Annotated in this window: 23 protein-coding genes; 8 read left to right on the top strand and 15 right to left on the bottom strand. The window is 64.7% G+C overall.

Annotated features, from left to right (window positions below; genetic code table 11):
- Positions 1-166: 166 nt before the first annotated feature.
- Positions 167-1,492 carry a 30S ribosomal protein S12 methylthiotransferase RimO gene (rimO, locus tag ACVW1C_RS00115; RefSeq protein ID WP_456756632.1) on the bottom strand — a complete coding sequence of 442 codons (1,326 nt, stop codon included), beginning with the start codon at positions 1,490-1,492 and terminating at the stop codon, positions 167-169.
- Positions 1,493-1,610: 118 nt separating this feature from the next.
- On the opposite strand from rimO, the gene ACVW1C_RS00110 reads away from it, so the two are divergent.
- The 3 genes from ACVW1C_RS00110 (at position 1,611) to ACVW1C_RS00100 (ending at position 3,762) form a co-directional block, all read left to right on the top strand.
- Positions 1,611-2,201 (top strand): ANTAR domain-containing response regulator, encoded by a 591-nt coding sequence (locus tag ACVW1C_RS00110; RefSeq protein WP_456756631.1) that lies wholly within the window; start codon positions 1,611-1,613, stop codon positions 2,199-2,201.
- On the top strand, positions 2,198-3,355 hold the full coding sequence (locus tag ACVW1C_RS00105) for a CmpA/NrtA family ABC transporter substrate-binding protein (RefSeq protein ID WP_456756630.1): 1,158 nt from the start codon (positions 2,198-2,200) through the stop codon (positions 3,353-3,355). The genes ACVW1C_RS00110 and ACVW1C_RS00105 overlap by 4 nt, the downstream gene beginning before the upstream one ends.
- 254 nt (positions 3,356-3,609) lie before the next feature.
- Complete coding sequence (locus ACVW1C_RS00100; protein ID WP_456756629.1) at positions 3,610-3,762, top strand: hypothetical protein; 153 nt, start codon at positions 3,610-3,612, stop codon at positions 3,760-3,762.
- A gap of 74 nt (positions 3,763-3,836) precedes the next feature.
- Here the strand turns inward: ACVW1C_RS00100 and ACVW1C_RS00095 are convergent, their stop codons facing one another.
- From ACVW1C_RS00095 to pxpB, 4 genes are all read right to left on the bottom strand, one after another.
- On the bottom strand, positions 3,837-4,259 hold the full coding sequence (locus ACVW1C_RS00095; protein WP_456756628.1) for a hypothetical protein: 423 nt from the start codon (positions 4,257-4,259) through the stop codon (positions 3,837-3,839).
- A gap of 150 nt (positions 4,260-4,409) precedes the next feature.
- Entirely contained in the window at positions 4,410-5,183 is a 774-nt protein-coding gene (locus tag ACVW1C_RS00090; protein ID WP_456756627.1) for a LamB/YcsF family protein, read from the bottom strand.
- Between the two features lie 32 nt (positions 5,184-5,215).
- Entirely contained in the window at positions 5,216-6,250 is a 1,035-nt protein-coding gene (locus ACVW1C_RS00085) for a 5-oxoprolinase subunit C family protein (protein ID WP_456756626.1), read from the bottom strand.
- Positions 6,247-6,978, bottom strand: coding sequence for a 5-oxoprolinase subunit PxpB (pxpB, locus tag ACVW1C_RS00080; protein WP_456756625.1), 732 nt, complete (start codon positions 6,976-6,978; stop codon positions 6,247-6,249). The genes ACVW1C_RS00085 and pxpB overlap by 4 nt, the downstream gene beginning before the upstream one ends.
- Before the next feature lie 213 nt (positions 6,979-7,191).
- Here pxpB and ACVW1C_RS00075 point away from each other — a divergent pair, with 213 nt between their 5' ends.
- Positions 7,192-7,890: a ribonuclease activity regulator RraA gene (locus tag ACVW1C_RS00075; protein ID WP_456756624.1), complete on the top strand. Its 699-nt coding sequence runs from the start codon at positions 7,192-7,194 to the stop codon at positions 7,888-7,890.
- Between the two features lie 23 nt (positions 7,891-7,913).
- Entirely contained in the window at positions 7,914-8,318 is a 405-nt protein-coding gene (locus tag ACVW1C_RS00070) for a (R)-mandelonitrile lyase (protein ID WP_146985948.1), read from the top strand.
- A 207-nt stretch (positions 8,319-8,525) separates the two neighbouring features.
- Here ACVW1C_RS00070 and ACVW1C_RS00065 read toward each other — a convergent pair whose 3' ends face one another.
- The 8 genes from ACVW1C_RS00065 to ACVW1C_RS00030 form a co-directional block, all read right to left on the bottom strand.
- Positions 8,526-9,299: a transporter substrate-binding domain-containing protein gene (locus ACVW1C_RS00065; protein WP_456756623.1), complete on the bottom strand. Its 774-nt coding sequence runs from the start codon at positions 9,297-9,299 to the stop codon at positions 8,526-8,528.
- Between the two features lie 51 nt (positions 9,300-9,350).
- Positions 9,351-10,004, bottom strand: a complete 654-nt coding sequence (locus ACVW1C_RS00060) for a hypothetical protein (protein WP_456756622.1) — start codon at positions 10,002-10,004, stop codon at positions 9,351-9,353.
- A 91-nt stretch (positions 10,005-10,095) separates the two neighbouring features.
- Positions 10,096-11,520 carry an amidase gene (locus ACVW1C_RS00055; protein WP_456756621.1) on the bottom strand — a complete coding sequence of 475 codons (1,425 nt, stop codon included), beginning with the start codon at positions 11,518-11,520 and terminating at the stop codon, positions 10,096-10,098.
- A 69-nt stretch (positions 11,521-11,589) separates the two neighbouring features.
- Complete coding sequence (locus ACVW1C_RS00050) at positions 11,590-12,579, bottom strand: hydroxyacid dehydrogenase (RefSeq protein ID WP_456756620.1); 990 nt, start codon at positions 12,577-12,579, stop codon at positions 11,590-11,592.
- 28 nt (positions 12,580-12,607) lie between these two features.
- Positions 12,608-13,708 (bottom strand): ABC transporter ATP-binding protein, encoded by a 1,101-nt coding sequence (locus ACVW1C_RS00045; RefSeq protein ID WP_456756619.1) that lies wholly within the window; start codon positions 13,706-13,708, stop codon positions 12,608-12,610.
- Positions 13,709-13,728: 20 nt separating this feature from the next.
- Positions 13,729-14,640 (bottom strand): carbohydrate ABC transporter permease, encoded by a 912-nt coding sequence (locus ACVW1C_RS00040; RefSeq protein ID WP_456756618.1) that lies wholly within the window; start codon positions 14,638-14,640, stop codon positions 13,729-13,731.
- The gene (locus ACVW1C_RS00035; RefSeq protein WP_456756617.1) at positions 14,640-15,578 is read right to left on the bottom strand and encodes a carbohydrate ABC transporter permease; all 939 of its coding nucleotides are present in this window, start codon (positions 15,576-15,578) and stop codon (positions 14,640-14,642) included. Before ACVW1C_RS00035 ends, ACVW1C_RS00040 begins: the two co-directional genes overlap by 1 nt.
- Positions 15,579-15,693: 115 nt before the next feature.
- Positions 15,694-17,034, bottom strand: coding sequence for an ABC transporter substrate-binding protein (locus ACVW1C_RS00030; RefSeq protein ID WP_456756616.1), 1,341 nt, complete (start codon positions 17,032-17,034; stop codon positions 15,694-15,696).
- A gap of 451 nt (positions 17,035-17,485) precedes the next feature.
- Here ACVW1C_RS00030 and ACVW1C_RS00025 point away from each other — a divergent pair, with 451 nt between their 5' ends.
- On the top strand, positions 17,486-18,238 hold the full coding sequence (locus tag ACVW1C_RS00025) for a Spy/CpxP family protein refolding chaperone (protein WP_456756615.1): 753 nt from the start codon (positions 17,486-17,488) through the stop codon (positions 18,236-18,238).
- Between the two features lie 466 nt (positions 18,239-18,704).
- Here ACVW1C_RS00025 and ACVW1C_RS00020 read toward each other — a convergent pair whose 3' ends face one another.
- Complete coding sequence (locus ACVW1C_RS00020; RefSeq protein WP_456756614.1) at positions 18,705-19,073, bottom strand: hypothetical protein; 369 nt, start codon at positions 19,071-19,073, stop codon at positions 18,705-18,707.
- A 166-nt stretch (positions 19,074-19,239) separates the two neighbouring features.
- On the opposite strand from ACVW1C_RS00020, the gene ACVW1C_RS00015 reads away from it, so the two are divergent.
- Together ACVW1C_RS00015 and ACVW1C_RS00010 are read left to right on the top strand one after the other, a co-directional pair.
- On the top strand, positions 19,240-19,491 hold the full coding sequence (locus ACVW1C_RS00015) for a PilZ domain-containing protein (RefSeq protein ID WP_420971588.1): 252 nt from the start codon (positions 19,240-19,242) through the stop codon (positions 19,489-19,491).
- 83 nt (positions 19,492-19,574) lie between these two features.
- The gene (locus ACVW1C_RS00010; RefSeq protein ID WP_456756613.1) at positions 19,575-20,306 is read left to right on the top strand and encodes an adenylate/guanylate cyclase domain-containing protein; all 732 of its coding nucleotides are present in this window, start codon (positions 19,575-19,577) and stop codon (positions 20,304-20,306) included.
- Between the two features lie 142 nt (positions 20,307-20,448).
- On the opposite strand, the gene ACVW1C_RS00005 is transcribed toward ACVW1C_RS00010, so the two are convergent.
- Positions 20,449-22,314, bottom strand: a 1,866-nt coding sequence (locus ACVW1C_RS00005) for an ATP-dependent helicase (protein WP_456756612.1), incomplete at its 5' end; no start/stop codon positions are given.

Raw genomic sequence — 22,314 nt, 5'->3', positions numbered from 1 at the left:
GCCTTCTCGAAAACCTCAGCTGATTTTAGCTAATCAGCGATGGCGTCGGACACGGCGCAGCCCAGCATCGTCGCGGGTGCGACGACGGTTGATGGCGCGGCGGTGGGTCCGGTTCAGCTTCATGGCGCAGGGCCATACAGCCGAAGGGGCGGCAGTGTCAAGCGGGTCAGAATCCGGCGACGCTGCCGTGCAGGTCGTATTGGTCGGCGCGCTCGATCTTGGCGGTGACGATCTCGCCGACCTTGAGCGGGCGGCGGCTGGTCAGATAGACCGCGCCGTCGATCTCGGGCGCGTCGGCCTTTGACCGGCCCTTGGCGACCGTCGGCCCGACCTCGTCGATGATCACCTGCTGGCGGGTGCCGACCTTGCGCTTGAGGCGCCGGGTCGAAATCTTCTGCTGGCGCGCCATCAGCGCATTCCAGCGCTCCTGCTTGACCTCGTCGGGCACGGCATTGCCGATTGCGTTCGATGCGGCGCCGGCAACCGGTTCGTATTTGAAGCAGCCGAGGCGGTCGATCTCCGCTTCATCCAGCCAGTCGAGCAGATAGGCGAAGTCGGAATCGGTCTCGCCGGGGAAGCCGACGATAAAGGTCGAGCGCAGCGTCAATTCGGGGCACTGCTCGCGCCACTTCTGGATTCGCGCCAGCGTCTTCTCCTGGGCCGCCGGACGCTTCATCGCGCGCAGCACGTCGGGGCTCGCATGCTGGAACGGGATGTCGAGATAGGGCAGCACCTTGCCTTCGGTCATCAGGCCGATGACCTCGTCGACATGCGGGTAGGGGTAGACGTATTGCAGCCGCACCCAGGCGCCGAGCTCGCCGAGCTCCTTGGCGAGATCGTAGAATTTGGCGCGTACGCTGCGATCCTGCCAGGGGCTCTCGGCGTATTTCAGGTCGACGCCATAGGCCGAGGTGTCCTGCGAGATCACAAGCAATTCCTTGACGCCGGCCTTCACCAGCTTCTCGGCCTCGCGCAGCACGTCATTGGCCGGCCGCGACACCAGATCGCCGCGTAGCTTCGGGATGATGCAGAAGCTGCAGCGATTGTTGCAGCCCTCGGATATCTTCAGATAGGCGTAGTGGCGCGGCGTCAGCTTGACGCCCTGCGGCGGCACCAGGTCGACATGCGGGTTGTGCGCGGGCGGCAGCGCGCGATGCACGGCGTCCAGCACGCTCTCGTATTGCTGCGGCCCCGTGATCGAGAGCACGCCGGGATAGGCCGCCTCGATCTGCTCCGGCTCGGCGCCCATGCAGCCGGTGACGATGACCTTGCCGTTCTCGGCCATGGCCTCGCCGATCGCCGCGAGCGATTCCTGCTTGGCGCTGTCGAGGAAGCCGCAAGTGTTGACGATGACGATGTCGGCGCCGTCATGCTTGCGCGCCAGCTCATAGCCTTCCGCGCGCAGCCGGGTGATGATGCGCTCGGAATCGACCAGCGCCTTGGGGCAGCCCAAGGACACGAAGCTCACTTTCGGCGCGGCGGCCTCTTGCATATCTCTGAATCTGCCTGATTGATGGGCAGGAGCTAGTCCCAATTGCCGAGAATTACAACCCTTTCCGCACCGTCCCGGCGTGATATGGATGGTTCTTGCCGGGCTTTAAGAGTGGTCGATGAGCGCTGAATCGTCTCCTAAGATCGTCATCGTCGACGAGAGCCCGGTCCGTGCGGCCATCCTCGAGGAGGGACTGCGGGAGGCCGGCTATACGGACGTGGTCCATATCAGCGAGATGCAGAGCCTGCTGTCGCGGATCTATGCGCTCGACCCCGAGATCATCGTCATCGACCTCGAGAACCCCAGCCGCGACGTGCTGGAACAAATGTTCCAGGTCAGCCGTGCCGTCCGCCGGCCGATCGCGATGTTCGTCGACCAGAGCGACGCCGCCTCGATCCAGGCCTCGGTGGAGGCGGGCGTCTCTGCCTATATCGTCGACGGCCTCAAGAAGGAGCGGATGAAGCCGATCCTCGACCTCTGCGTCTCCCGCTTCAATGCCTTCGCCAAGCTGCAGGACGAGCTCGACCGCACCAAGCATGCGCTGGAGGAGCGCAAGGTGATCGACCGTGCCAAGGGCATCCTGATGAAGGTGAAGGGGCTGACCGAGGAAGAGGCCTACGTGCTGATGCGCTCGACCGCAATGCGCGAGAAGAAGAAGATCGGCGAGATCGCGCAATCGATCCTGACGGCGTCGGAGCTCTTGAAATGACCACACCCCTGCACATCGGATTCATTCCGCTGGTTGACGCTGCCGCCCTGATCGTCGCGGTCGACAAGGGATTTGCGGCGACGGAAGGCCTCGATGTTACGCTGGTACGGGAAGTGTCGTGGTCGAACGTCCGCGACAAGCTCAATATCGGCCTGTTCGACGCGGCTCATCTGCTGGCGCCGGTGGCGATCGCATCACACCTCGGGCTTGGCCACGTCAAGGTGCCGATCGCTGCGCCCTTCAGTCTCGGGCTCAACGGCAATGCCATCACGGTATCGCCGGCGCTGCACGCCGCGCTGATGGAAGAGATCGACGGCGATCGCTTCGACCCGATGGCGACCTCGCGCGCGCTTGCCCGCGTCGTGGCCAAGCGGCGCAAGAGCGGGGCCGAGCCGTTGACGTTCGGCATGACCTTTCCGTTCTCGACCCACAATTATCAATTGCGGTTCTGGATGGCCGCCGGCGGCGTCGATCCCGACGAGGACGTCCAGCTCGTGGTGCTGCCGCCACCCTACATGGTCGACAGTCTGGCCAACGGGCATGTCGACGGGTTCTGCGTCGGCGCGCCCTGGAATTCGATCGCAGTCGATCGCGGCGTCGGCCACATCCTGCACTTCGTCTCGGACATCCTGCTCAGCGCGGTGGAGAAGGTGCTGGCGGTGCGCCAGAGCTGGTCGGAGAAGCATGCCGATGTCGTGGCATCGATGGTGCGTGCACATCTGCGCGCCGCGGAGTTCATCGAGCAACCGGAAAACCGGCCCGAGGTCGCGCGCATCCTCAGCTCACCTGAGCGGCTCGGCGTCGACGCCGGCGTCATTCAGCGCACGCTCGACGGCCGGCTGAAGATCTTGCCCGACGGCACCATGCGCGAAAGCAGTCGCTATTTGCTGGTCGGGCGCGAGGCGGCGGCGCGACCGGACCCGGGGCAGGCGGCCTGGCTCTACGCGCAGATGGTTCGCTGGGGCCAGACACCGTACCGGCCCGAGGCACTTAAGGCTGCCATGGCGGTGTTCAGGCCGGACCTCTACGACGCCGCAGCCGGGCGCGCGGCTGGCGCCTCCAACGCCATCGGTGCGTTCGCCGGTCCGCCGTTCGACCCGAACGACGTTCCTGGCCATCTGGCGGCCTTCAAGATCGGGCGCTGGAAGCCCTGAGCGCGGTGCAGCGGCCGCCACCTCCGGCTCCTTTGCATGGGGTTGTTTTCGAGATTTTCGGTTATTGCGGGCTGGCGCGGGTTCCCGACGCCTCGAATTGCGACGAATAAGATTCTCGGCCGAGCGCACGGGAAAGAAATTTCCTCTCGGAACCGTGTTCCCGAAGGCGGCGGCATCGCTATTTTTGCTGCCCGCTTGAATCGGCGTGCGAACGCTATTCCATATGCTTGAGAATGGGGCGTTGGAGATCGACCATGCGCGAGCTATCGGCGGAAGCCCGCCTGCACTTTTACGCGCGGCACATTTCAAGGAAATCCGGGACCGGAATTCAGACTGCGGCGCTCTACAGCGCCTTTGCGGTGATCGCGGCCATCGTGTTCGGCACGCTGTCCGTCCACCCGTTCTGAGCCCTTCTGAAAATTCAAAAGCCGCCGTCTGATGGCCTCAGGCGGCGGCTTTGTGTTGTCTGGATGCTGACGGCTCAGTAGCCGTAGCCCGGTCCATATCCGTAGCCGTAGCCATATCCGCCGCCGCAAGTGTTGCAGGTCGGCTGGACCGGCGCGTAGTAGGAATAGCCCGGCGAGACCATCTGCGTGCGTTCCTGGGTGGCGTATTGCGGCGCGATGCGCTCATAGGCGACGCCTTCGGGCGCGACCATCACGGTCTTCGGCACCATCACGGTACGATACTGCGCCGGCGTGCGATGCGCGATGACGCGGCCCGGCGACACCATCACGGTCTCCTGCACGGTGCGATACTGCGGCGGCACGGTCTGCACCTGATAGCAGGTCGTGCAGGGCTGGGGCGGCGGCGTATAGCAGCTGTAGCAGCCGGCGGAGGCCGCGCTGCTGAAGGCGGCCGTGGCCACCGCAGCAATTGCGAGGGAGAGGCTGGTGCGGAACATGCTTTCGTACCCAATTTCCTGAGAGGACAATCAAAGGCTCGGAAGCTGCACCTAGCAATCAAACGGCAAGTTTGGGTTTAAGAAGACTCTTAACGGAATCTAAAAGGGTCGGCGCGGCGGCCGGCCCTTGGCAGTCGACATGTTCGCGGCTCAGTGCGCGGTCTTGAACGGCGCGACCGTGATGCCGGCCTTGCTCAGCGCCTCGCGCAGGCCGCGCGCAATCTCGACGGCGCCATGCGTGTCGCCATGGATGCAGACGGTATCGGTCTGCATCTTGATCACCTTGCCGGTGACCGAGACGACCGCGCCATCCTGCACCATCCGCACCACGCGCTCGGCGATCGCCTCGGGATCGTGCAGCACCGCGCCGGGCTTCTTGCGCGACACCAGATTGCCGTCGTCCTCATAGGCGCGGTCGGCAAACACTTCGTGCGCCATCCGCAGATTGGCGGCTTCGCCCGCGCGCACCAGCTTCGAGTTGGCTAGCACCACGAACACGAGGCTCGGGTCGACCGCCTTGATTGCATTGGCGATCGCGCGCGCGGTCATGTCGTCCTCGCAGGCGACGTTGGAGATCGCGCCGTGTGCCTTCACATGGGTGACCTTGTGGCCGGCCGCGGTTGCGATCGCCTGCAGGGCGCCGATCTGATAGGCGATCAGGTTCTCGATCTCGGAGGATGTCAGCCCCGGCATCGGGCGGCGGCCAAAGCCATGCAAGTCGCGATAGCCGGGATGGGCGCCGACGCTGACGCCGCGCGCCTTCGCGAGCTCAACGGTCTTGCGCATGATGTCGGCGTCGCCGGCATGGAAGCCGCAGGCGACGTTGACCGAGGTCGCAAGCTCGATCATCGCGGCATCATTGCCCATTTCCCAGGGGCCAAAACTTTCGCCGAGATCGCAATTGAGGTCGATGGTTGCAGTCATGACGATCGATCCGTTTGTTGTTCGTATTCGATTCAGGGTAGCGCAACTTGCCAGGTCGACACATCGACGGCGCTGACGGCCTGACCCGCGACATTCGCATCCCGCAGCGCCTCGATGTTGAGACCGAAATCGTCGATGCCGCGGAGGCGATCGGGCAGCGAATGCAGCAGCGCGTGGAACTTGATCGCCTCGGCCTGCGCCTCCGCCATGGTCACGGCCTTGAAGCGGAACGGCCGGCCGGCGGAGGTCTGCGCGAAGCGGCCAAGATCGGCCGTGATCACGGTCGCGATCTTTGGATAGCCGCCGCTGGTGCCGCGGTCCGGCATCAGCACGATCGGCTGGCCATTGCCGGGCACCTGGATGCTGCCGTTGACGGTGCCGTCGGAGACGATGTTGTGGCCGTCGCGGTGCTTGATGACCGCCCCTTCGAGCCGGTAGCCCATGCGGTCGCTGGTGGCCGAGATCTTCCACTCGCTGTCGAGGAACAGCTGCTTGTTTTCCGCGGTGAACTCGTCGTCCTGCGGGCCGAACACGATGCGGATCGGCGCATCGGTCGCGGCCGGCAATTCGATGCGGCGCTCGGCGGCACCGCTGGCCGCCTGCGTCTTCAACTCGTCGCCGCTTTGCAGCGGCCGCGGGTAGGGGCTGCCGAGCCCGGCCCGGGCATTGACGGCGAGGCTGCCGAACATCGGCTCGCCCTCGATGCCGTGCTCGATCGCGAGATAGCTGAACGAGCCGCCGCGCGCAAAGCCGAGATTGAGCGTCTCACCGTCGGCGAGCGTTGCCGAACTGTCGAAGGCGACCGGCCGGCCACCGATATCCGCATTGCGCGATGCGCCGGCGAGCCCGATGCGCACCGCGCCGCCGCGCGCGGTGAAGGTGGCGCCGAATGGACCGATTTCGACCGCGGCGGCGAACGGCTCATTGCCGACCAGCGTGTTGGCGGCCGCCAGCGAAAGCCTATCCATCGCGCCGCTCGGCGTCAGGCCGTAGCGCTGCGAGCCCGGGCGTCCGCCGTCCTGTACCGAGCTGGCCGGGCCGATCGAGGTGACGACGAGCTTGCTCATGGCGTCACCAGTTCCGCGACGAACGCGCCGGCCTCGGCGGCGCGGTCCTGTTCAGCAAAGGTCTTGGCATCCACTGCCGTGAAGCTGACGGCATCGCCCGGCTCCAGCAGGAAGGTCGGATCGCGATGCAATTGGTAGGTTCGCACCGGGGTGCGGCCGAGCAGGTGCCAGCCGCTCGGGCCGGCGAGGCACTGCACGCCGGTCTGGATGCCGCCGATCGAGATGGTGCCGGCCGGGGTCACGAGCCGCGGCTCCTTGCGCCTGGGCAGATGCAGGAACTTGTCGAGCCCGCTGAGATAGGACCAGCCGGGCGTGAAGCCGATCATGGCGACGCGGTAGTCGCCGGCGGCGTGGCGCGCGACGATCTCATCGGGCGTGGTCTGAAGTGCCTTCGCCACATCCTCGAGATCGATGCCGTGCTCGCCGCCATAGGTGATGGGGATCCGCCAGCGCCGCGTTCCGCCTTCGGTCGGCGGTGCCTTGGCGGCGCGCGCAAGCAGCTGCTCGCCGAGCGCATCGAAGGTGATCTGCACGGGATCGTAATGCACCAGCAGCGACCGGTAGGTCGGCACGGTCTCGGTGATCCCGGCGATCGGCTCGGCTGCGATCACGCGGTCGAGCGCGAGCACCCGCCGGTTGGCGGCGTCGTCGATGGTGCGGCTGTATTCCACCGTGATGGCGCTGTCGCCACTCGGCAAAAGGCGGGGAGGACTTAAGGGTTCGGCCATCGGCTCAAGCAGATTGGGTCGGCCATCAAGCTAGCGTGTTTCTACTCAAAACGGAATTCGCTTCGTGCAAAATGATGTAGCAACTTCAATAAATTAATCGGCATGCCGGCGATAAATTCAGGTGATCGCAGCTTTTTCGCGCAGCCCTTGACGCAGGGCCTTCGCCCGGCAACATGCGTCGGTCTTTTCCTCCCATCGGAGCAAGCTTTCCAGATGTCACTGTCCGCCGAAGCGATCGCGACGCTGTCGCACGTGTCCACCGCCACCATCACCACGGTCTTGCTCAAGAAGGGCCTGCGCAACATCTGGATGCGCGGCACCAAGCCCTTGAAGCCCGGGCAGAAGCGGCTGGTCGGACCGGCCTTCACGCTGCGCTTCGTGCCGGCCCGCGAGGATCTGGCGACGCCGGAATCCTGGTCGTCGCCGATCTCGACCCGTACCGCGATCGAGGCGATGCCGGTGGGCTGCATTGCCGTGGTCGATGCCATGGGCATCACCGATGCCGGCATTTTCGGCGACATCCTCTGCGCGCGCATGGTCAAGCGCGGGGTGGCGGCGCTGATCACCGATGGTGTGGTGCGTGACGTCGAGGGCGTGCTCGGCACCGGCCTGCCGGTCTGGTGCGACGGCTACGCGGCGCCGCCGTCGGTTGCAGGTCTGACCTTCGTCGGCTGGGGCGAACCGATCGGCTGCGGCGGCGTTGCCGTGTTTCCGAACGACGTGGTGGTGGCCGACCAGGACGGCGCAGTGCTGATCCCCCAGGCGTTCCTTGACCAGGTGCTGGCCGAGGGACCCGAGCAGGAGCGGATGGAGGCCTGGATCGTCAACGAGGTGAACAATGGCGCCCAGCTGCCCGGCCTCTATCCAATGAATGCCGAGACCAAGGCGCGCTACGCCGCGACCAAGAAATAACGTCAAGAGAGGGAGGTAACCCCATGGATATCCACGTTTCCGGCTCGCGGCCGACCCGCCGCGCGCCGAAGGAGAACTTCACCGGCAGCGTGCTGCAGGACCCGATCAACATGGCGCCGGCGCCGGCGCGGCTGAATGCTTCGCGCGTGTCATTCGAGCCCGGTGCGCGCACCGCCTGGCACACCCATCCGCTCGGACAGACGCTGTACGTGATCTCGGGCATCGGCCGCGTCCAGGCCAAGGGCGGGCCGATCCGGGAAATCCGCCCCGGCGACGTCGTCTGGATCCCGCCGAACGAGAAGCATTGGCATGGCGCCTCGCCGGACAACAGCATGACCCACATCGCCATGCAGGAGGCGCTCGACGGCGTCTATTCGACCTGGATGGAGCACGTCACCGACGAGGAATACAACGGCAAGGTCGGCTGAGGCGCGGTTGCCAGCCAGAAAGGAAGCCTCGCTCTTGAGCGGGGCTTTTTTACTTTCGGCAAGCAGCCCGGATGCAGCGTGGTGCAATCCGGGGGCAATCCCTGTTGCGTGAAAGTCCCGGATTCCGCTTCGCTGAATCCGGGTTACGATTTCGTGTCAATCAAGTTCGTCTGTATCCAGGTCAGGCCGCCGAGCGCTTGACGCAGCCTATTCAAACCACGCGGCATAGATCTTCGCGTAGCTGCCGTCTTCGCGCGCGATATGGAGCCACTGGTCGACAAACGCCTTCAACGCGACGTCGCGCTGCATCCAGTAGGCTTTTTCCGCGAAGTCGAACGGCTTGTCGGGATGCACGGCGCAGAGCACGCCCGGATGCAGCTTCTGCTGATAGCGCGTCTCGGACGCGTCGGTCATCATCAGGTCGGCGTCACCCTTGGCGATCTCGTCGAAGATTTTGGTGTTGTCGTTGAAGACACGGATGTCGGCGGCCTTCACGTTGGCGCGCGCAAAGCGCTCGTTGGTGCCGCCAGGATTGACGATGACACGGGTGCCGGGCTTGTCGATCTCGGCGATCGTCTCGAATTTGCCCTTGTCGGCGCAGCGCGCGATCGGCGTCTTGCCCTCGCGCATGATCGGCGTCGAGAACAGGCCCTTCTTCTGCCGGTCGAAGGTAATGGAGACGCCGCCCATCGCGATGTCGAAATTGTCGGCCTCGAAATCCTTCATCATCTGCGGCCACGATGTCGGCACGAACTCGACCTTGACGCCGAGCGCCTTGCCGAGCGATTGCGCCATGTCGACGTCGAAGCCGCGAAACGCGTTCGTCTCCCTGTCGAGCGCCGTGAAGGGCAGGTAGTCGCCGGTCATGCCGACGCGCAGCGTGCCGCGCTTGACGATCTCATCGAGCCGGGACGGTGCCGGCTGCGCTTGCGCGGCAGAAACTAGCAAAGCGAGAGCGAGGCCGGCCAGCGCGCGAAACATCAAGTTTTCTCCATCCGCTCTTTTGCGATGCCCGTGAGCACGTATCGCGTGTCAGGCCTCGTGGCGGTCCTTGCTCGCCTGAAGGGCGGCCGCCGTGCGGCTGACGATCTCGTGCTTGAAATGCTCGAAGCGCCGCCGCGCTTCGACCTCGCGATCGTCGACGAATTTGATCGCGGCGTCCCTGTCCATCGGGCCGTTGACCAGCGGCGTCGATCCTTCGCCGACGGTCTCGTCGACATAGTATTGGGCGCCGTCCTCGCGCACCGTCCAGCGGAAGCGCAGCGCGGCCATCGGGCCTGGTCCGGACTTGGAATAGCCATTGGCGTCGATCGGTTGGGGCGGCTGGATCGGCTCCGGCACGCTCGGCTCGGGTTCGCTCAGCTCGGTCTCACTCGGCTCAGACTGTTCGACCAGCAACTCGGGTTCCTCGATCGGCGGCGGCTCGACTGTCGTCGGCTCGGCAGGCGCGATCTCGACGGACACGGTCTTGATGGACACCGCCTCGACGGTGACGACCTCGACGGACGATGGCAGGGGCGGTGGCATCGCTATCGAGACCGGCGGCTCCTCCGCAGGCTCGGATGCCTGGTCCGCCGTCTTGTCGGACGACTTGTTGTCCGACGACTTGGACTTGTCGGGAGGCGTCGTCGTCTGATCGAGAATGCTCGCGATTGCGGCGAGCGCATTGTCGGTCGGGTCACTCACGGTTCGGTCTCCCAGGCATGACGCCGGCGGAATCGTGCCGACGCCCTTCCTATCTACCTGATTGGACTGCCCTTTGTCGCGCCCGATTGAGCTAGGCGCAGACCGGCGGATGCCGGTCCTTCCAGGGACGAGCCTGTTCGAGCTGACCGGCCAGGCGGAACAGCAGTCCTTCCTCGCCGAGCTTGGCCGCGAACATCATGCCGAGTGGCAGGCCGGCCTTGTTCCAGGCCAGCGGCACCGACATTGCCGGCTGCCCGGACATGTTGAACATCGAGGTGCCAGGCATGTAGCGGCGCAGCACCGGCGCGATGTGCGTCAGGTCCTCGGACATCGTGTTCAACTCGCCAATGCGGAGCGGCGGCGCGCACAAGGTTGGGCTGAGGAAGATGTCGCAGCCCTCGAAGAAGGTCGCAAGCCCGCGCGAGATCTGGAATGCTGCAAGCTGCGCGGCGACGTAGTCGGCGGGGGTCATCTTGACCGAGTTCTGACCGCTGGCGAGCGTCAGCCGCTCGACATCGTCCGACGTCAGCGTGCGCCCGACGCGCTGTTCGAGCAGGCGGATGGTCAGCGCCGTGTTGCCGCCCACGATCGTCGTCATGACCGCGGCGGGATCTGCGGCAAGCGGCGGCGCGCGCTCCTCGACATGATGGCCGAGGCCCGCGAGCAGCTTGGCGATGTCGCGGACCGCCGCGGCGATCTCGGGATCGATCGCATCGCCATAGGGCGACTTGTCGGTGAAGCTGATGCGCAGATGGCCAGGGTCGCGGCCGACCTCCTGGGAAAACGGCCGTTCCGGCGGCGGCGCGACGTAGAGGCTCGACGGCTCAGGACCATGGATCGCATCCATCATGACCGCGCTGTCGCGGACGCTGATGCTCAGCACATGGCCGACGGAGAAGCCGCCCCAGCCCTCGCCGCGATCGGGACCGCACGGGTTGCGGGCGCGCGTCGGCTTCATGCCGAACACGCCGGAGGCGGAGGCGGGGATCCGGATCGAGCCGCCGCCGTCGCTGGCATGCGCAACGGGCAGGATGCGCGCCGCGACCGCAGCCCCCGCGCCGCCGGACGAGCCGCCGGAGGAATGGTCGAGATTCCAGGGATTGCGGGTCGGACCGAACAGACGGGATTCCGTAGTCGGCATCAGGCCAAATTCCGGGCTCGCGCTCTTGCCGAAGATCGCAAGACCCGCATCGAGGAAACGCTGGGTCAGCGTGCCATTGTGATCGGCAACGAAGTCCTTCAGCAGGCTGGCGCCCGACGTGGTGCGGGTGCCCTCGAGCAGGTCGAGATCCTTCAGCAGGAACGGTACGCCGGTGAAGGGGCCGTCAGGCAACCCCTTGGCGATCTGGCGCTCGGCGTAGTCGTAATGCTTGACGACGACTGCGTTGATCTTCGGATCGACGGCGGCCGTGCGGGCGATTGCCTCGTCGAGTAGCTCCTTTGCGGTGACGTCCTTCTTGCGGACGAGCTCGGCGAGACCGACCGCGTCGTAGTTGCCGAATTCCTTGAAAGCCATGTGCATGCTCCGCATCGCCGGGCCGACCTCGCGGGATCGGCCGCGGCGCCAACGAGAAAAGCTGAAAGCTCAGCCGAGGACGTCCTGATTGATCACGTTCTGGCGCAGCGGATTGCCGTCCAGCACGCTCAGGATATTGCGCGCGGTTTGCTCGCTCATGCGATCGACAGCCTCTACCGTCACGCCCGCGACGTGCGGTGCCATGATCACATTCGGCAGGGCGTGCAGGGGCTGGCCGACTGGCGGAGGCTCGACCTCGAACACGTCGAGGCCGGCGCCGGCCAGCTTGCCCGACACCAGCGCGTCGTGCAGCGCCTTCTCGTCCACGATGCCGCCGCGGGCGGTGTTGATGAGATAGGCGGTCGGCTTCATCAGCCTGATCCGTGCGGCGTTGAACAGGCCGACCGTCTCGGGCGACTTCGGGCAATGGATTGTGACGAAATCCGCCCGCGGCAGCGCCGCTTCGAGGCTCGGCACCGCCTCACAGCCGGCCGCGGTGATCTCGCTGGCCGCCTTGTAGGGATCGTAGATCAGCACGTTCATTTCCATCGCAAGGCAGCGCTTGGCGGTGCGGGTGCCGATGCGGCCGAAGCCGACGATCAGGACCGTCTTGCCGTAGAGATCGAACGGCAGCACGCCGAGCCGGCTCGCCCAGGTGCCATCCTTGACCATCGCGTGCATTTCCTGCGCGCGCTTGGCCAGCGTCAGCATCATGAACAGGGCGTGCTCTGCGACCGACGGCGAGTTCGCGGTACCTGCAACCATCAGCGGCACCTTGCGGCGGGACAATGCCGGCACGTCGACCGCGTCGTAACCGACGCCGATCCGTGTCACCACCAACATGCCCTTGGATGCCTCCAGCTCCGCCTCACCGAAGCGGGTCGCGCCGAGCGCCACGCCATGGACCGGCGCATGCTGCGCCAGCATCGCCTGGAAGTCCTTGGCCGAGATCAGGTTGGGAAATTCGACGAGTTCTACATCATCCCGTTCATTGAGGAGGGCCCGTGCCCCCGGAGACAGAGTCTGGGTGATGAAAATCTTCTTCTTGTTGGTCGCCATTTCCTGCCCTTGAGGTTCTTGTGCGCCGTCAAAGCACGGCGCCGGTCACCTCGTTTAGCAAATGCATATTGTTGAGGTCCACAGCCAATCGGAGCGGGCTGCCATCCCGCGCGCCGGCATTGGGATTGACCCGGCCGCAGAGCTGGGAGCCCTCGAGCGTGAAGTAGACCAGCGTCTCCATGCCCATCGGCTCCGTGACGTCGAGCATCGCATCGAACGGCTCGATACCGGGCTCGGCGTGCGGCCGCGCCTCCATGATATGCTCGGGCCGCAGACCCAGCAGCAGCTTGTCGGCGCGGGAAAGGCCCTGGTAGCGGGCGGCGCGCGCCGGCGGCAGCGGGAAGGAGAGCCGATCGGTCAGCCGCACGTTGAGCTTGCCACCGACGTCCTCGAGCCGGCACGGCACGAAGTTCATTGCGGGCGAGCCGATGAAGCTTGCGACGAAGCGGGTCGCCGGCTTGTGATAGAGCTCGTTGGGCGTGCCGATCTGCTCGATCCTGCCGTGGTTCATCACCACCACGCGATCGGCCAACGTCATCGCCTCGACCTGGTCATGGGTGACGTAGACGGTCGTGGTGCGGACCTTCTGGTGCACCTTCTTGATCTCGATCCGCATCTGCACGCGCAGCTTGGCATCGAGGTTGGACAGCGGCTCGTCGAACAGGAACACCTTCGGGTTGCGCACGATCGCGCGTCCCATCGCGACGCGCTGGCGCTGGCCGCCGGAGAGCTGCTTCGGCTTGCGGTCGATCAGGTCGGTGATGTCGAGCATGCGGGCGGCTTCCGTCACCCGGCTCTTGATCTCGGCCTTGGGGTAGTGCTTGAGCCGCAGCCCGAACGACATGTTCTCGGCGACGGTCATGTGCGGATACAGCGCATAGTTCTGGAACACCATCGCAATGTCACGGTCCTTCGGCGGCACGTCGTTGACGACATCGCCGCCGATCATGATATCGCCGTCGGAAATGTCCTCGAGGCCGGCGATCATTCGCAGCGTCGTCGACTTGCCGCAGCCGCTCGGCCCGACCAGCACCACGAACTCATGGTCGGCGATATCGAGGTCGATGCCGCGCACCGCCTCGACCTCGTCGTAACGTTTCACCACCTTGCGCAAACTGACGTCGGCCATGAATCCTACCTTTGTCGCGTTCAACCTTTTGTCGCACCGGCGGTCAGGCCGGCAATGTAGTAGTCCATCAGGAAGGCGTAGATGATCAGCGGCGGCGCGGCGCCGAGCAGGGCGCCGGTCATGATCTGCCCCCAGTTGAAGACGTCGCCCTTGATCAGGGTCGTGATGATGCCGACCGGCAGTACAAGCTGATCGGTCGAGGTGGTGAAAACCAGGGGATAGAGGAACTGGGCCCAGGAGACAGTGAAGGCAAAGATCGTCGCCGCGATCAGGCCGGGCAGGGCGACCGGGATGAAGATCCGCGTCAGCGTCTGGAACCAGCTCGCGCCGTCGATGATCGCGGCCTCGTCGAGCTCCTTCGGGATCGAGGCGAAATAGCCGATCATGATCCAGGTGCAGAACGGCACCGTCAGCGTCGGGTAGATGAACAGCAGTACGTACCAGCGGTTGATGAGCTGAATGCCGGTCCAGTCGCCGATTACCGCGAACATCTTGAACAGCGGGATGAACAGCAGGCTGTCCGGAATGAGGTACGTCAGGAACACCCCGGTTGCGAGCGTTGCCGAGCCCCAGAACTTCATCCGCGCCAGCGCAAAGGCAGCCGGCACGCTGATCAGCATCGTGATGGTGACCACGATGATCGAGACCCAGGCCGAATTCCAGAAGAAGCGCAGGAACTGGTTCGACGTCAGGAGTTGAGCGTAGTTCTCAAGTGTAGGGTGGTACACCCACCACGGATTGGTCGCTGCCGAGATCTCCGCGCTGCCCTTCAGGGAGGTGATCAGCATGTAGAGCGGCGGCACCAGCGAGAAGATCGCAAACAGCGTCAGGAAGAAATAGGACCAGCGCAGCGCCCAGGTCCGGTCGCGGCTCATGCTGCCGTATTTGACCTTGCGGGTCGGTCCGGACTTGTCGATCGTCACTGTGCTCATCAGGATTCATTCCCGCGTTTGGTGATGTCGCGCAGGATGAAGATCGCCGCGACCGCGAGGATCGGCACCATGAACAGCGAGACGCTGGCGCCGAGCGGAATGTCGCTGCCCTCGATACCGACGCGGAACGCCCAGGTGGCGAAGATGTGGGTGTGGTCGAGCGGCCCGCCTGCGGTCAGGATGCGCACGATGTCGAAATTGGCGAAGGTTACGATCAGCGAGAACAGCGTCGTGATCGCGATGATGTTGCGCATCATCGGCAAGGTCACGTACCAGATCCGCTGCCACCAATTGGCGCCGTCGATCGCGGCCGCCTCATAGAGCTGCTCGGGTACCGATTTCAACGCCGCCAGATACATGATCATGAAGAACGGCGCGCCGTACCAGACATTGACCAGGATGACCGAGAAGCGCGCCCACATCGCGTCGCCGGTCCACGGGATCGGGCCGAGCCCGAAAAACGAAAGCGTGTAGTTGAAGGCGCTGTAGGACGGGTCGAACAGCCACAGCCAGGCCAGCGTGCTCATGGCCGGCGGGATCACCCATGGCACCAGCAGCATGCCGCGCCATTTGCGCTGCTTGTTGGCCGGGACGTTGTGCACGAAATGCGCGACGATGAAGCCGATCAGCGCCTTGAAGACCACCGCCGAGATCGCGAAAATGCAGGACTGCTTGACCACCAGCCAGAAGGTCTCGCGCTTGAACAGGAACTCGAAGTTGCCAAGGCCGACGAACTTCGTCATCGCCTTGTTCAGCGTCGCCAGATGCAGCGAGTAGATGGCCGGATAGATCACCAGCACGCCGATCAGGAGGATCAACGGCAGCGCCATCAGGAATGCGGACATCGACTTGCGCCGCAGCGCGTTGCGCAGCCCGCCGCGCCGTCGCCCGCTCTGAGCTGCGGCTGTGCGGTTGGATTGGAATGCGACGTCAACCATAACGCAGTCCCTCGCGCGGGTTGGTTGCACGGCTCGCCGGTTCGGCGGCCGGGATGTGAAGACGAGACCTCGCGCGGCCGGCACTACGGGCGGTCGCGCGTAAGCTCGCTCGTCGTCAGCTTCGCATGAAGCCTTCGCACTCGCCCTCGGCCCAGGCGAGTGTCTTCTCCATGCTTTCACCCTGGTAGTAGCGCAGGCACATCTTGGTCAGGGTGGCCTGGAAGTAGATCTGCTGCGCAACCTTGGGCGGCGCAGGCGAGGCCGCCATCGACAGCGTCTGATGATGGTAGGGATTCGGATAGTGGTAGAGCGTGCCCTTCGGCGGCGCTTCCTCAGCCCAAACCTTCAACGTTGTGAGCTTCTCATAGGCCGGCAGGTCATATCCGCCGCTTGCGACCACCATCTTTTCGATCGATGCGGGTTGCGACAGGAAGGACAGCAGGCTCTTCGCCGCTTCCTTGTTCTTCGAGAACGACCAGATCGACCAGAAGAACGGCAAATAGGGCGCGAAGCGTCCCTTCGGCCCGGCCGGGAACCCATGCGTCCAGCATTGCTCTGCGACCTGCGGAGCATCGCGCTTGGCGACCGCCCAGGCGCTCGGCGGGTTCATGATCATCGCACCCCTGCCCGAGACCAGCCACTTGTTGTTGGACGCATCGTCCCATGCAGAAACATCGGGCGGCAGGAAAGCGAGCAGTTTCTTGTAGAATTCGAGCGACTGGCGCACCGCGTCGGTCTTTACGGTGAGGTTGCCCTTGGCGTCGACCAGCTGCGCGCCGAACGAGTGGAAGATCGCGCCGGCGGTGTCGACACTGTCGCTGGTTTCGCCGAGACCGATGCCGAACGGGAAGCCGGCCTTGTGGCAGGCTTCAGCTGCCTTGAGGAACGTATCGAGGGTCCAGTTGTCCGCTTTCGGAGGGCTTCCGGCCGGATACATTTCCTGCACGTCGATATTGGCATACTTCTTCATCAGGTCGATGCGCGAGCAGGGACCCTTGATCTGGCTGCCGACGCTGGCGGGAACGCCGAGCCATTTGCCGTCGGCCTGGCCGAGATACTTCACTGTACCGTTGACGTCGCCGTTCAACTTGATGAGCGGGTCCATGATGTCGTTGACCGGCTCGAGCAGCTCGGCATTGGATTGCGGCCACCACGTCGGCATCTGGAAGATATCGTGACCGGATTTCGCCTGCGCCTCGGCGGCGATGGTGACGATGTTCTTGTTGCCCTGGCTGGTGATGTAGTCGATCTCGACCTCGACTTTTTCCTTGGCGCCCCATTCCTTGACGAGTTCGGTGGACGCACTGTTCGCGCCCGGCACCCAGTGATCCCAGAAGCCCATCGTGAGCTTTCCGGCTGCGTAGGCGCCACGTACGTAGGGGGCTGTAATGAGCGCCGCCGATGACAGCGCTGTCGCTGCAACGAATTCTCGGCGCGAAAGCTTCTTCCGTGACATGGCATTCCCTCCCTGGTAGCCGACGGACAAAGACTTTTTGAATCCCGTTGTTGTTTTTGTGCGTCGCGTTCGCGCGACGTCGCGGGATTTCGTTCACAGTGATCAGAACAGAATTGCCGGCTGCTGTCGAGAAACGAGATGCCCGTGCCACGTAGTACTAACGTTGTGGTCAAATCGCAGGCAGAGTCATCGGCATCGCTGCAGTTGCCCATCGTTTGCCGCGCGTCCGGTGATCATGCTGCGACGCACGCGGAGGTCGGCGCAGCGATGCTTGCAGACGGTGCGCGGTTGAGCCGCAGGTTTCCGGCCAAGCCCTGACCGAGCCGTGTTTCGTCATGTTGACGGCCGGCGCGACCGATAGACTTGCCGAAGCCGGAAACGATAAACTCCGGATTCGTCGAACCTGCCCGCCGCGTCAGTCCAATCCACCATCGATCACGGAGACCCGATCATGCTCATCCCGGTAGCGAAGCTGCGAGCGCAATGGAGATTGTGCGCTGCGGTTGGGGCCGCCGCCGTCACGCTGCTTGCAGTGCCTCATATGGTCGATGCGCAGATCGTGCAGGGCGTCGAAAACGGCGCGCGCGAAGGCAACAAGGCCGCCGGACCGGTTGGCGGCGTTCTGGGCGGAGCAATCGGCGGCGTCGTCGGGGTGGTGACCGGCGTGACCGGGGTCTTGACCGGCAACAGCAACGCCAACCCCAATGCCGGCAACGGCAAGAATGCACAGCCTCCGGCGTCCGGCGACAAGCAGGGCGCCAAGGCCGCCAAATCGGCCAAGGCCGCCGCCAAGGACAAGGGTGCGAAGCAAGCGCCGACCGTGCTGACCCAGGCCGGCGCACCGCAGCTCACGGCCGAACAGATCGTCGCGAACAGCGACGCCAACATCGAGCGGATCAAGAAGGAGCTGAACCTGACGCCGGAGCAGGAGAAGAATTGGGCCGGCTTCAACAGTGCGATGCACTATCTCGGGCACAATGGCGCCGACCGCCTCAACCTGCGCATTGCACGGGCGCAGCGCGATCCGCCCGACGACATCATCGAGCAGATGCGCAACGAGGCCCAGTTCCTCAATGACCGCGCAGTCGATCAGCGCAGCGTCGCCGACGCCGCCGAGCCGCTCTATGCGAGCCTCGACGACAAGCAGAAACAAATCTTCATCAACGAAATGGTCCGCCTCAGCCACGAGCGCGGGCTCGACTAGGGCCATTTCCGACGGCGAAGTGGGGACGAATAGCCGGGCCACCAGGCCCTGGGGTAGGTTAAAGGCGCAGCACCCGGCTATTCTGCCGCAGCGGCGCGGCCCGGTTAATTCGTCATTCAATGTTGAAGAAAAACGGACCGGATCACGCCCGAGTGATGGCCGAGTCAGGGCCTTGTCGGGAACCGTCTTGCTGACATGAAAATTTGGCCGGCACACGCGCCGGCCAATTGTTGAGCTGCGGAACAATCCGGCGAAGGCTGCTCAGCCCTTCGGGAAGTTCAGTTCCACGCCGACGCCGTCGGGATCGTAGAGGAATATCTGAGTGTCGCCGGTGCGGCGGACGATCGCCATTCTCGAGCCCGAGCACACCGCAATAGAACGCCTTGGTCTTCTCCAGGTCCTGCGGTTCGATCGTGAAATGCTGTAGTTCCCCAAGTGGCATGGTTCTTCTCCCTGAGAAATCGGGTTAAGCGAAGCTGAGGCCGGCATCGACGCCCAGCATCCAGGCGCCGACGGTCTCGAAATGACTGAAGCGGCCCTGCAGTTGCTGGGTCACGGTGTGAATGTCGCGGAAGCGCCGCTCCAGCGGATGGCCGTCGAAGATCGCGGTGGCGCCGGCCGTGTTGTAGGCGAAGTCGACGGCCTCCCGCGCCTTGTGGATGGCGTGCGTTGCCGCCATCCGGATCGTCATGCGCTGCGCGACCGTAATGCTGTGCCCGACAACCAGGTCCTGCCAGATATCCGCCATCGACTGCAGCAGGAAGGCGCGGGCGGCGCGCAGATTGACTTCGGCCTGGGCGATGCCGGATTGCACCACGGCTGTCGCGAACGGCAAGCCCGCACCGACGCGGGGTTCATCTGCACGGGCGCGATAAGCAAGTCGGCTTACTGCTGCGCACAAATCGCGGTGCGAAAGCCTGATGCAGACCTCGGGAGCCGTTGACTCCTGCAATGCCGATCGCCCACGTTTGCGTGAGGAACGCTTGAGGGGGGAAGGCCGGGTGGACGAAAAGCGCAAGCATCCGCGAACCGAGGTCAATGAACCCGGCTATGTCTCGTCGGGCGGTTCGGTCATGCATTGCACGATCGTGAACATGTCGCCGGAGGGGGCCGCCATCGAGGTCGAGAATCCGGCCTTCGTCCCGCACCGATTCCGCCTCGTGATGGCCCGGGACGCCTCGGTTGTCTATGAGTGCCAGGTGATCTGGAGCAAGAAGACGCGGATTGGAGTGAGTTTCGTGACGACTGCGTGAGCGCGGCAACCTCGTGGGGACGCCATGACCGATCGAGCGAGGGTGGGGGTGGCTTCGTTGCTGGAACAGCAGGTGAGGCGCCGATGACTCCGGAACCCGCAACGATCTGCCTCGGCTGCTGGCAAAACCTGCATATGCCGATCCCGCTGCGCGGTCCCTTGTCGGCGCCGTTCCGCCTGTTCGGTATCCGGCCGAGCCGCATGAACCCGAACACCTGCACGATCTGCGAGATGGCCTTCTCGAAGATCATGAAGGCACGTGCCGTGACCATCGACGCCACCATCCTGTTCGCCGATTTGCGCGGCTACACGACGCTGACGCAGACCATCGCACAGGACGGACTGACATCGCTGCTCGATGCGTTCTACGACGACTGCGCCGCCGCGATCTGGCGCTATGACGGCATTCTCAACAAGACGATCGGCGATGCCGTGTTCGCGATCTTCAATTTTCCGGTGCGCCGGGACGACCATGCCGTGCAGGCCTTGCTGGCAGCGCGCGACATCCAGCGCCGCTTCCAGGAGAGGCACGACGCCCTGGCGCGGACGATCGGCGCCGGCGACATCGAGCTCGGCATCGGGATCGGGATGGACAGTGGTGACACCAACTTCGGAGAGTTCGGCCGGACCCATCGCGACCTGACGGCGGTCGGCACGGTGGTCAATCGCGCGGCACGCGCCCAGGCGCTGGCAAAATCCGGCGAGATCCTGGTCACGGCGGCCGTGCGCAGTCGAACCCGCGACATGATCACCGCGTCCGGTTCCGATTATACACTGAAGGGCTTCGACCAGCCGGTTACGCTGTTTTCTGCCTGAATTGACGCGGCGCAAAAAAGACGGCTCCAGCGTGCCATTGCGCGCCGAAGCCGTCGGGATGGTCGTTTGCCGATTACGAACGTCGCCACAACGCCGGACCGGCGGCTTCGTTCCCGCCCGCGTGAAATCCTTTTGAACCGGGTCAGCGCCACATGCCGCGCATCCGGGCGCCGATATCGATCGGCGGCGCGTGGCTGGCGGAGGAGGCCTGCGCGGCCGCGGCGCGCGGCCAGCCGGTCCGCTCGAACATCGGCAGCAGCCGCTCCGGGATGAAGCGGGTGCGCGAGGCGTACATATGGCGGTTGCCCTTGGCGGCCTGGCCGTGGACGAAGAAACGCTGCGGTAGCAGCAGATGCAGATCGTCCTTGGCGCGGGTCATGGCGACATAGAGCAGGCGGCGCTCCTCCTCGAGTTCGGCGGACGTGCCGGCGCCGAGATCGGAGGGCATGCAGCCGTCGACGACGTTGAGCACGTAGACGGATTTCCATTCCTGCCCCTTGGCGGAGTGGATGGTCGACAGGATCAAATAATCCTCGTCGAGCAGCGGCACACCGGCCTGGTCGCTGGTTGCATCGGGCGGATCGAGCGTGAGCTCGGTGAGGAAGCGTTCGCGTGACGGATAGCCGGCGGCGATCTGCTCGAGCTGAATGAGGTCGGCGCGGCGGACTTCGCTGTCCTCGTGGATTCGATCGAGATGCGGCTCGTACCAGAGGCGCGCGCGTTCGATGTCGACGGGCCATTCCGAGTAGCGGAGGTTCTCGATCGCCTCGACGAACAGCCGCCAGTCGGCGCCGGCGCGGGGCGGGGCAGGCAGCGCAACCAGTGCCGCGATCGGATCGGCGGCCTCAGCCATGCGGTCGAGCACGCGCTGCGCCGAGGCCGGCCCGACACCAGGCAACAGATGCAGGATGCGAAAGCCGGCGACCCGGTCGCGCGGATTGGCGGTGAAGCGCAGCAGCGCCAGCATGTCCTTGACGTGCGCGGCATCGAGGAATTTGAGGCCGCCGAACTTCACGAAGGGAATATTGCGGCGGGTCAGCTCGACCTCCAGCGGACCGCTGTGCGAGGAGGTGCGGAACAGCACCGCCTGGTGCTTCAACAGCGCGCCTTCCTCACGGTTGGCCAGCACCTGCTCGACGATGTAACGGGCTTGATCGGCTTCGTCGCGGATCGTGACGAGCAGCGGCTTGCGGGTCGAGGTCCGATCGGTCCACAGGTTCTTGGCGAAGCGTTCCTTGGCGAGCGAGATCACGCCATTGGCGGCCGCCAGGATCGGCTGCGTCGAGCGATAGTTGCGGTCGAGCGTGACGATCTCGGCGGCCGGGCTGAACTGCGCCGGGAAGTCGAGGATGTTGCGCACGGTGGCGGCGCGGAACGAATAGATCGACTGCGCGTCGTCGCCGACCACGGTGAGCCCGCGTCCGGCCGGCTTGAGCGCGAGCAGGATGGAGGACTGCAGGCGGTTGGTGTCCTGATATTCGTCGACCATCACATGGTCGAAGCGGCCGCCGATCTCCTCGGCCAGCGCAGTGTCCGTCACCATCTGCGCCCAGTAGAGCAGAAGGTCGTCGTAATCGAGCACGTTCTGCCGCTGCTTGGCTTCGACATAGGCCGCAAACAATTGCTTCAACTCGCTGGCCCAGCCGGAGCACCACGGGAAGAACTGGCCCAGCACGGCCTCGATCGGCATCTCAGCGTTGACACAGCGCGAATAGATCGCAAGGCTTGTGCCTTTGGCGGGAAACCGGCTTTCGGTGCGGGAGAAGCCGAGATCGTGGCGGACCAGGTTCATCAGGTCGGCGGAATCCTCACGGTCATGGATCGTGAAAGCCGGGTCGAGGGCGATGCGTTCGGCGAATTCCCGGAGCAGCCGCGCCCCGATGCCGTGGAAAGTGCCGGCCCAATTCAGCGCATCGGTCATGACGGAGGCGCGATCGCCGAGCACGCGCCGCGCGATGCGTTCGACGCGGCCGGCCATCTCGGCGGCTGCGCGTCGCGAAAAGGTCAT

This window comes from Bradyrhizobium sp. USDA 4011 (genome assembly GCF_054063415.1).
The sequence above is the reverse complement of the archived record's forward strand: the minus strand, read 5'-3'. Positions and strand labels throughout refer to the sequence as shown.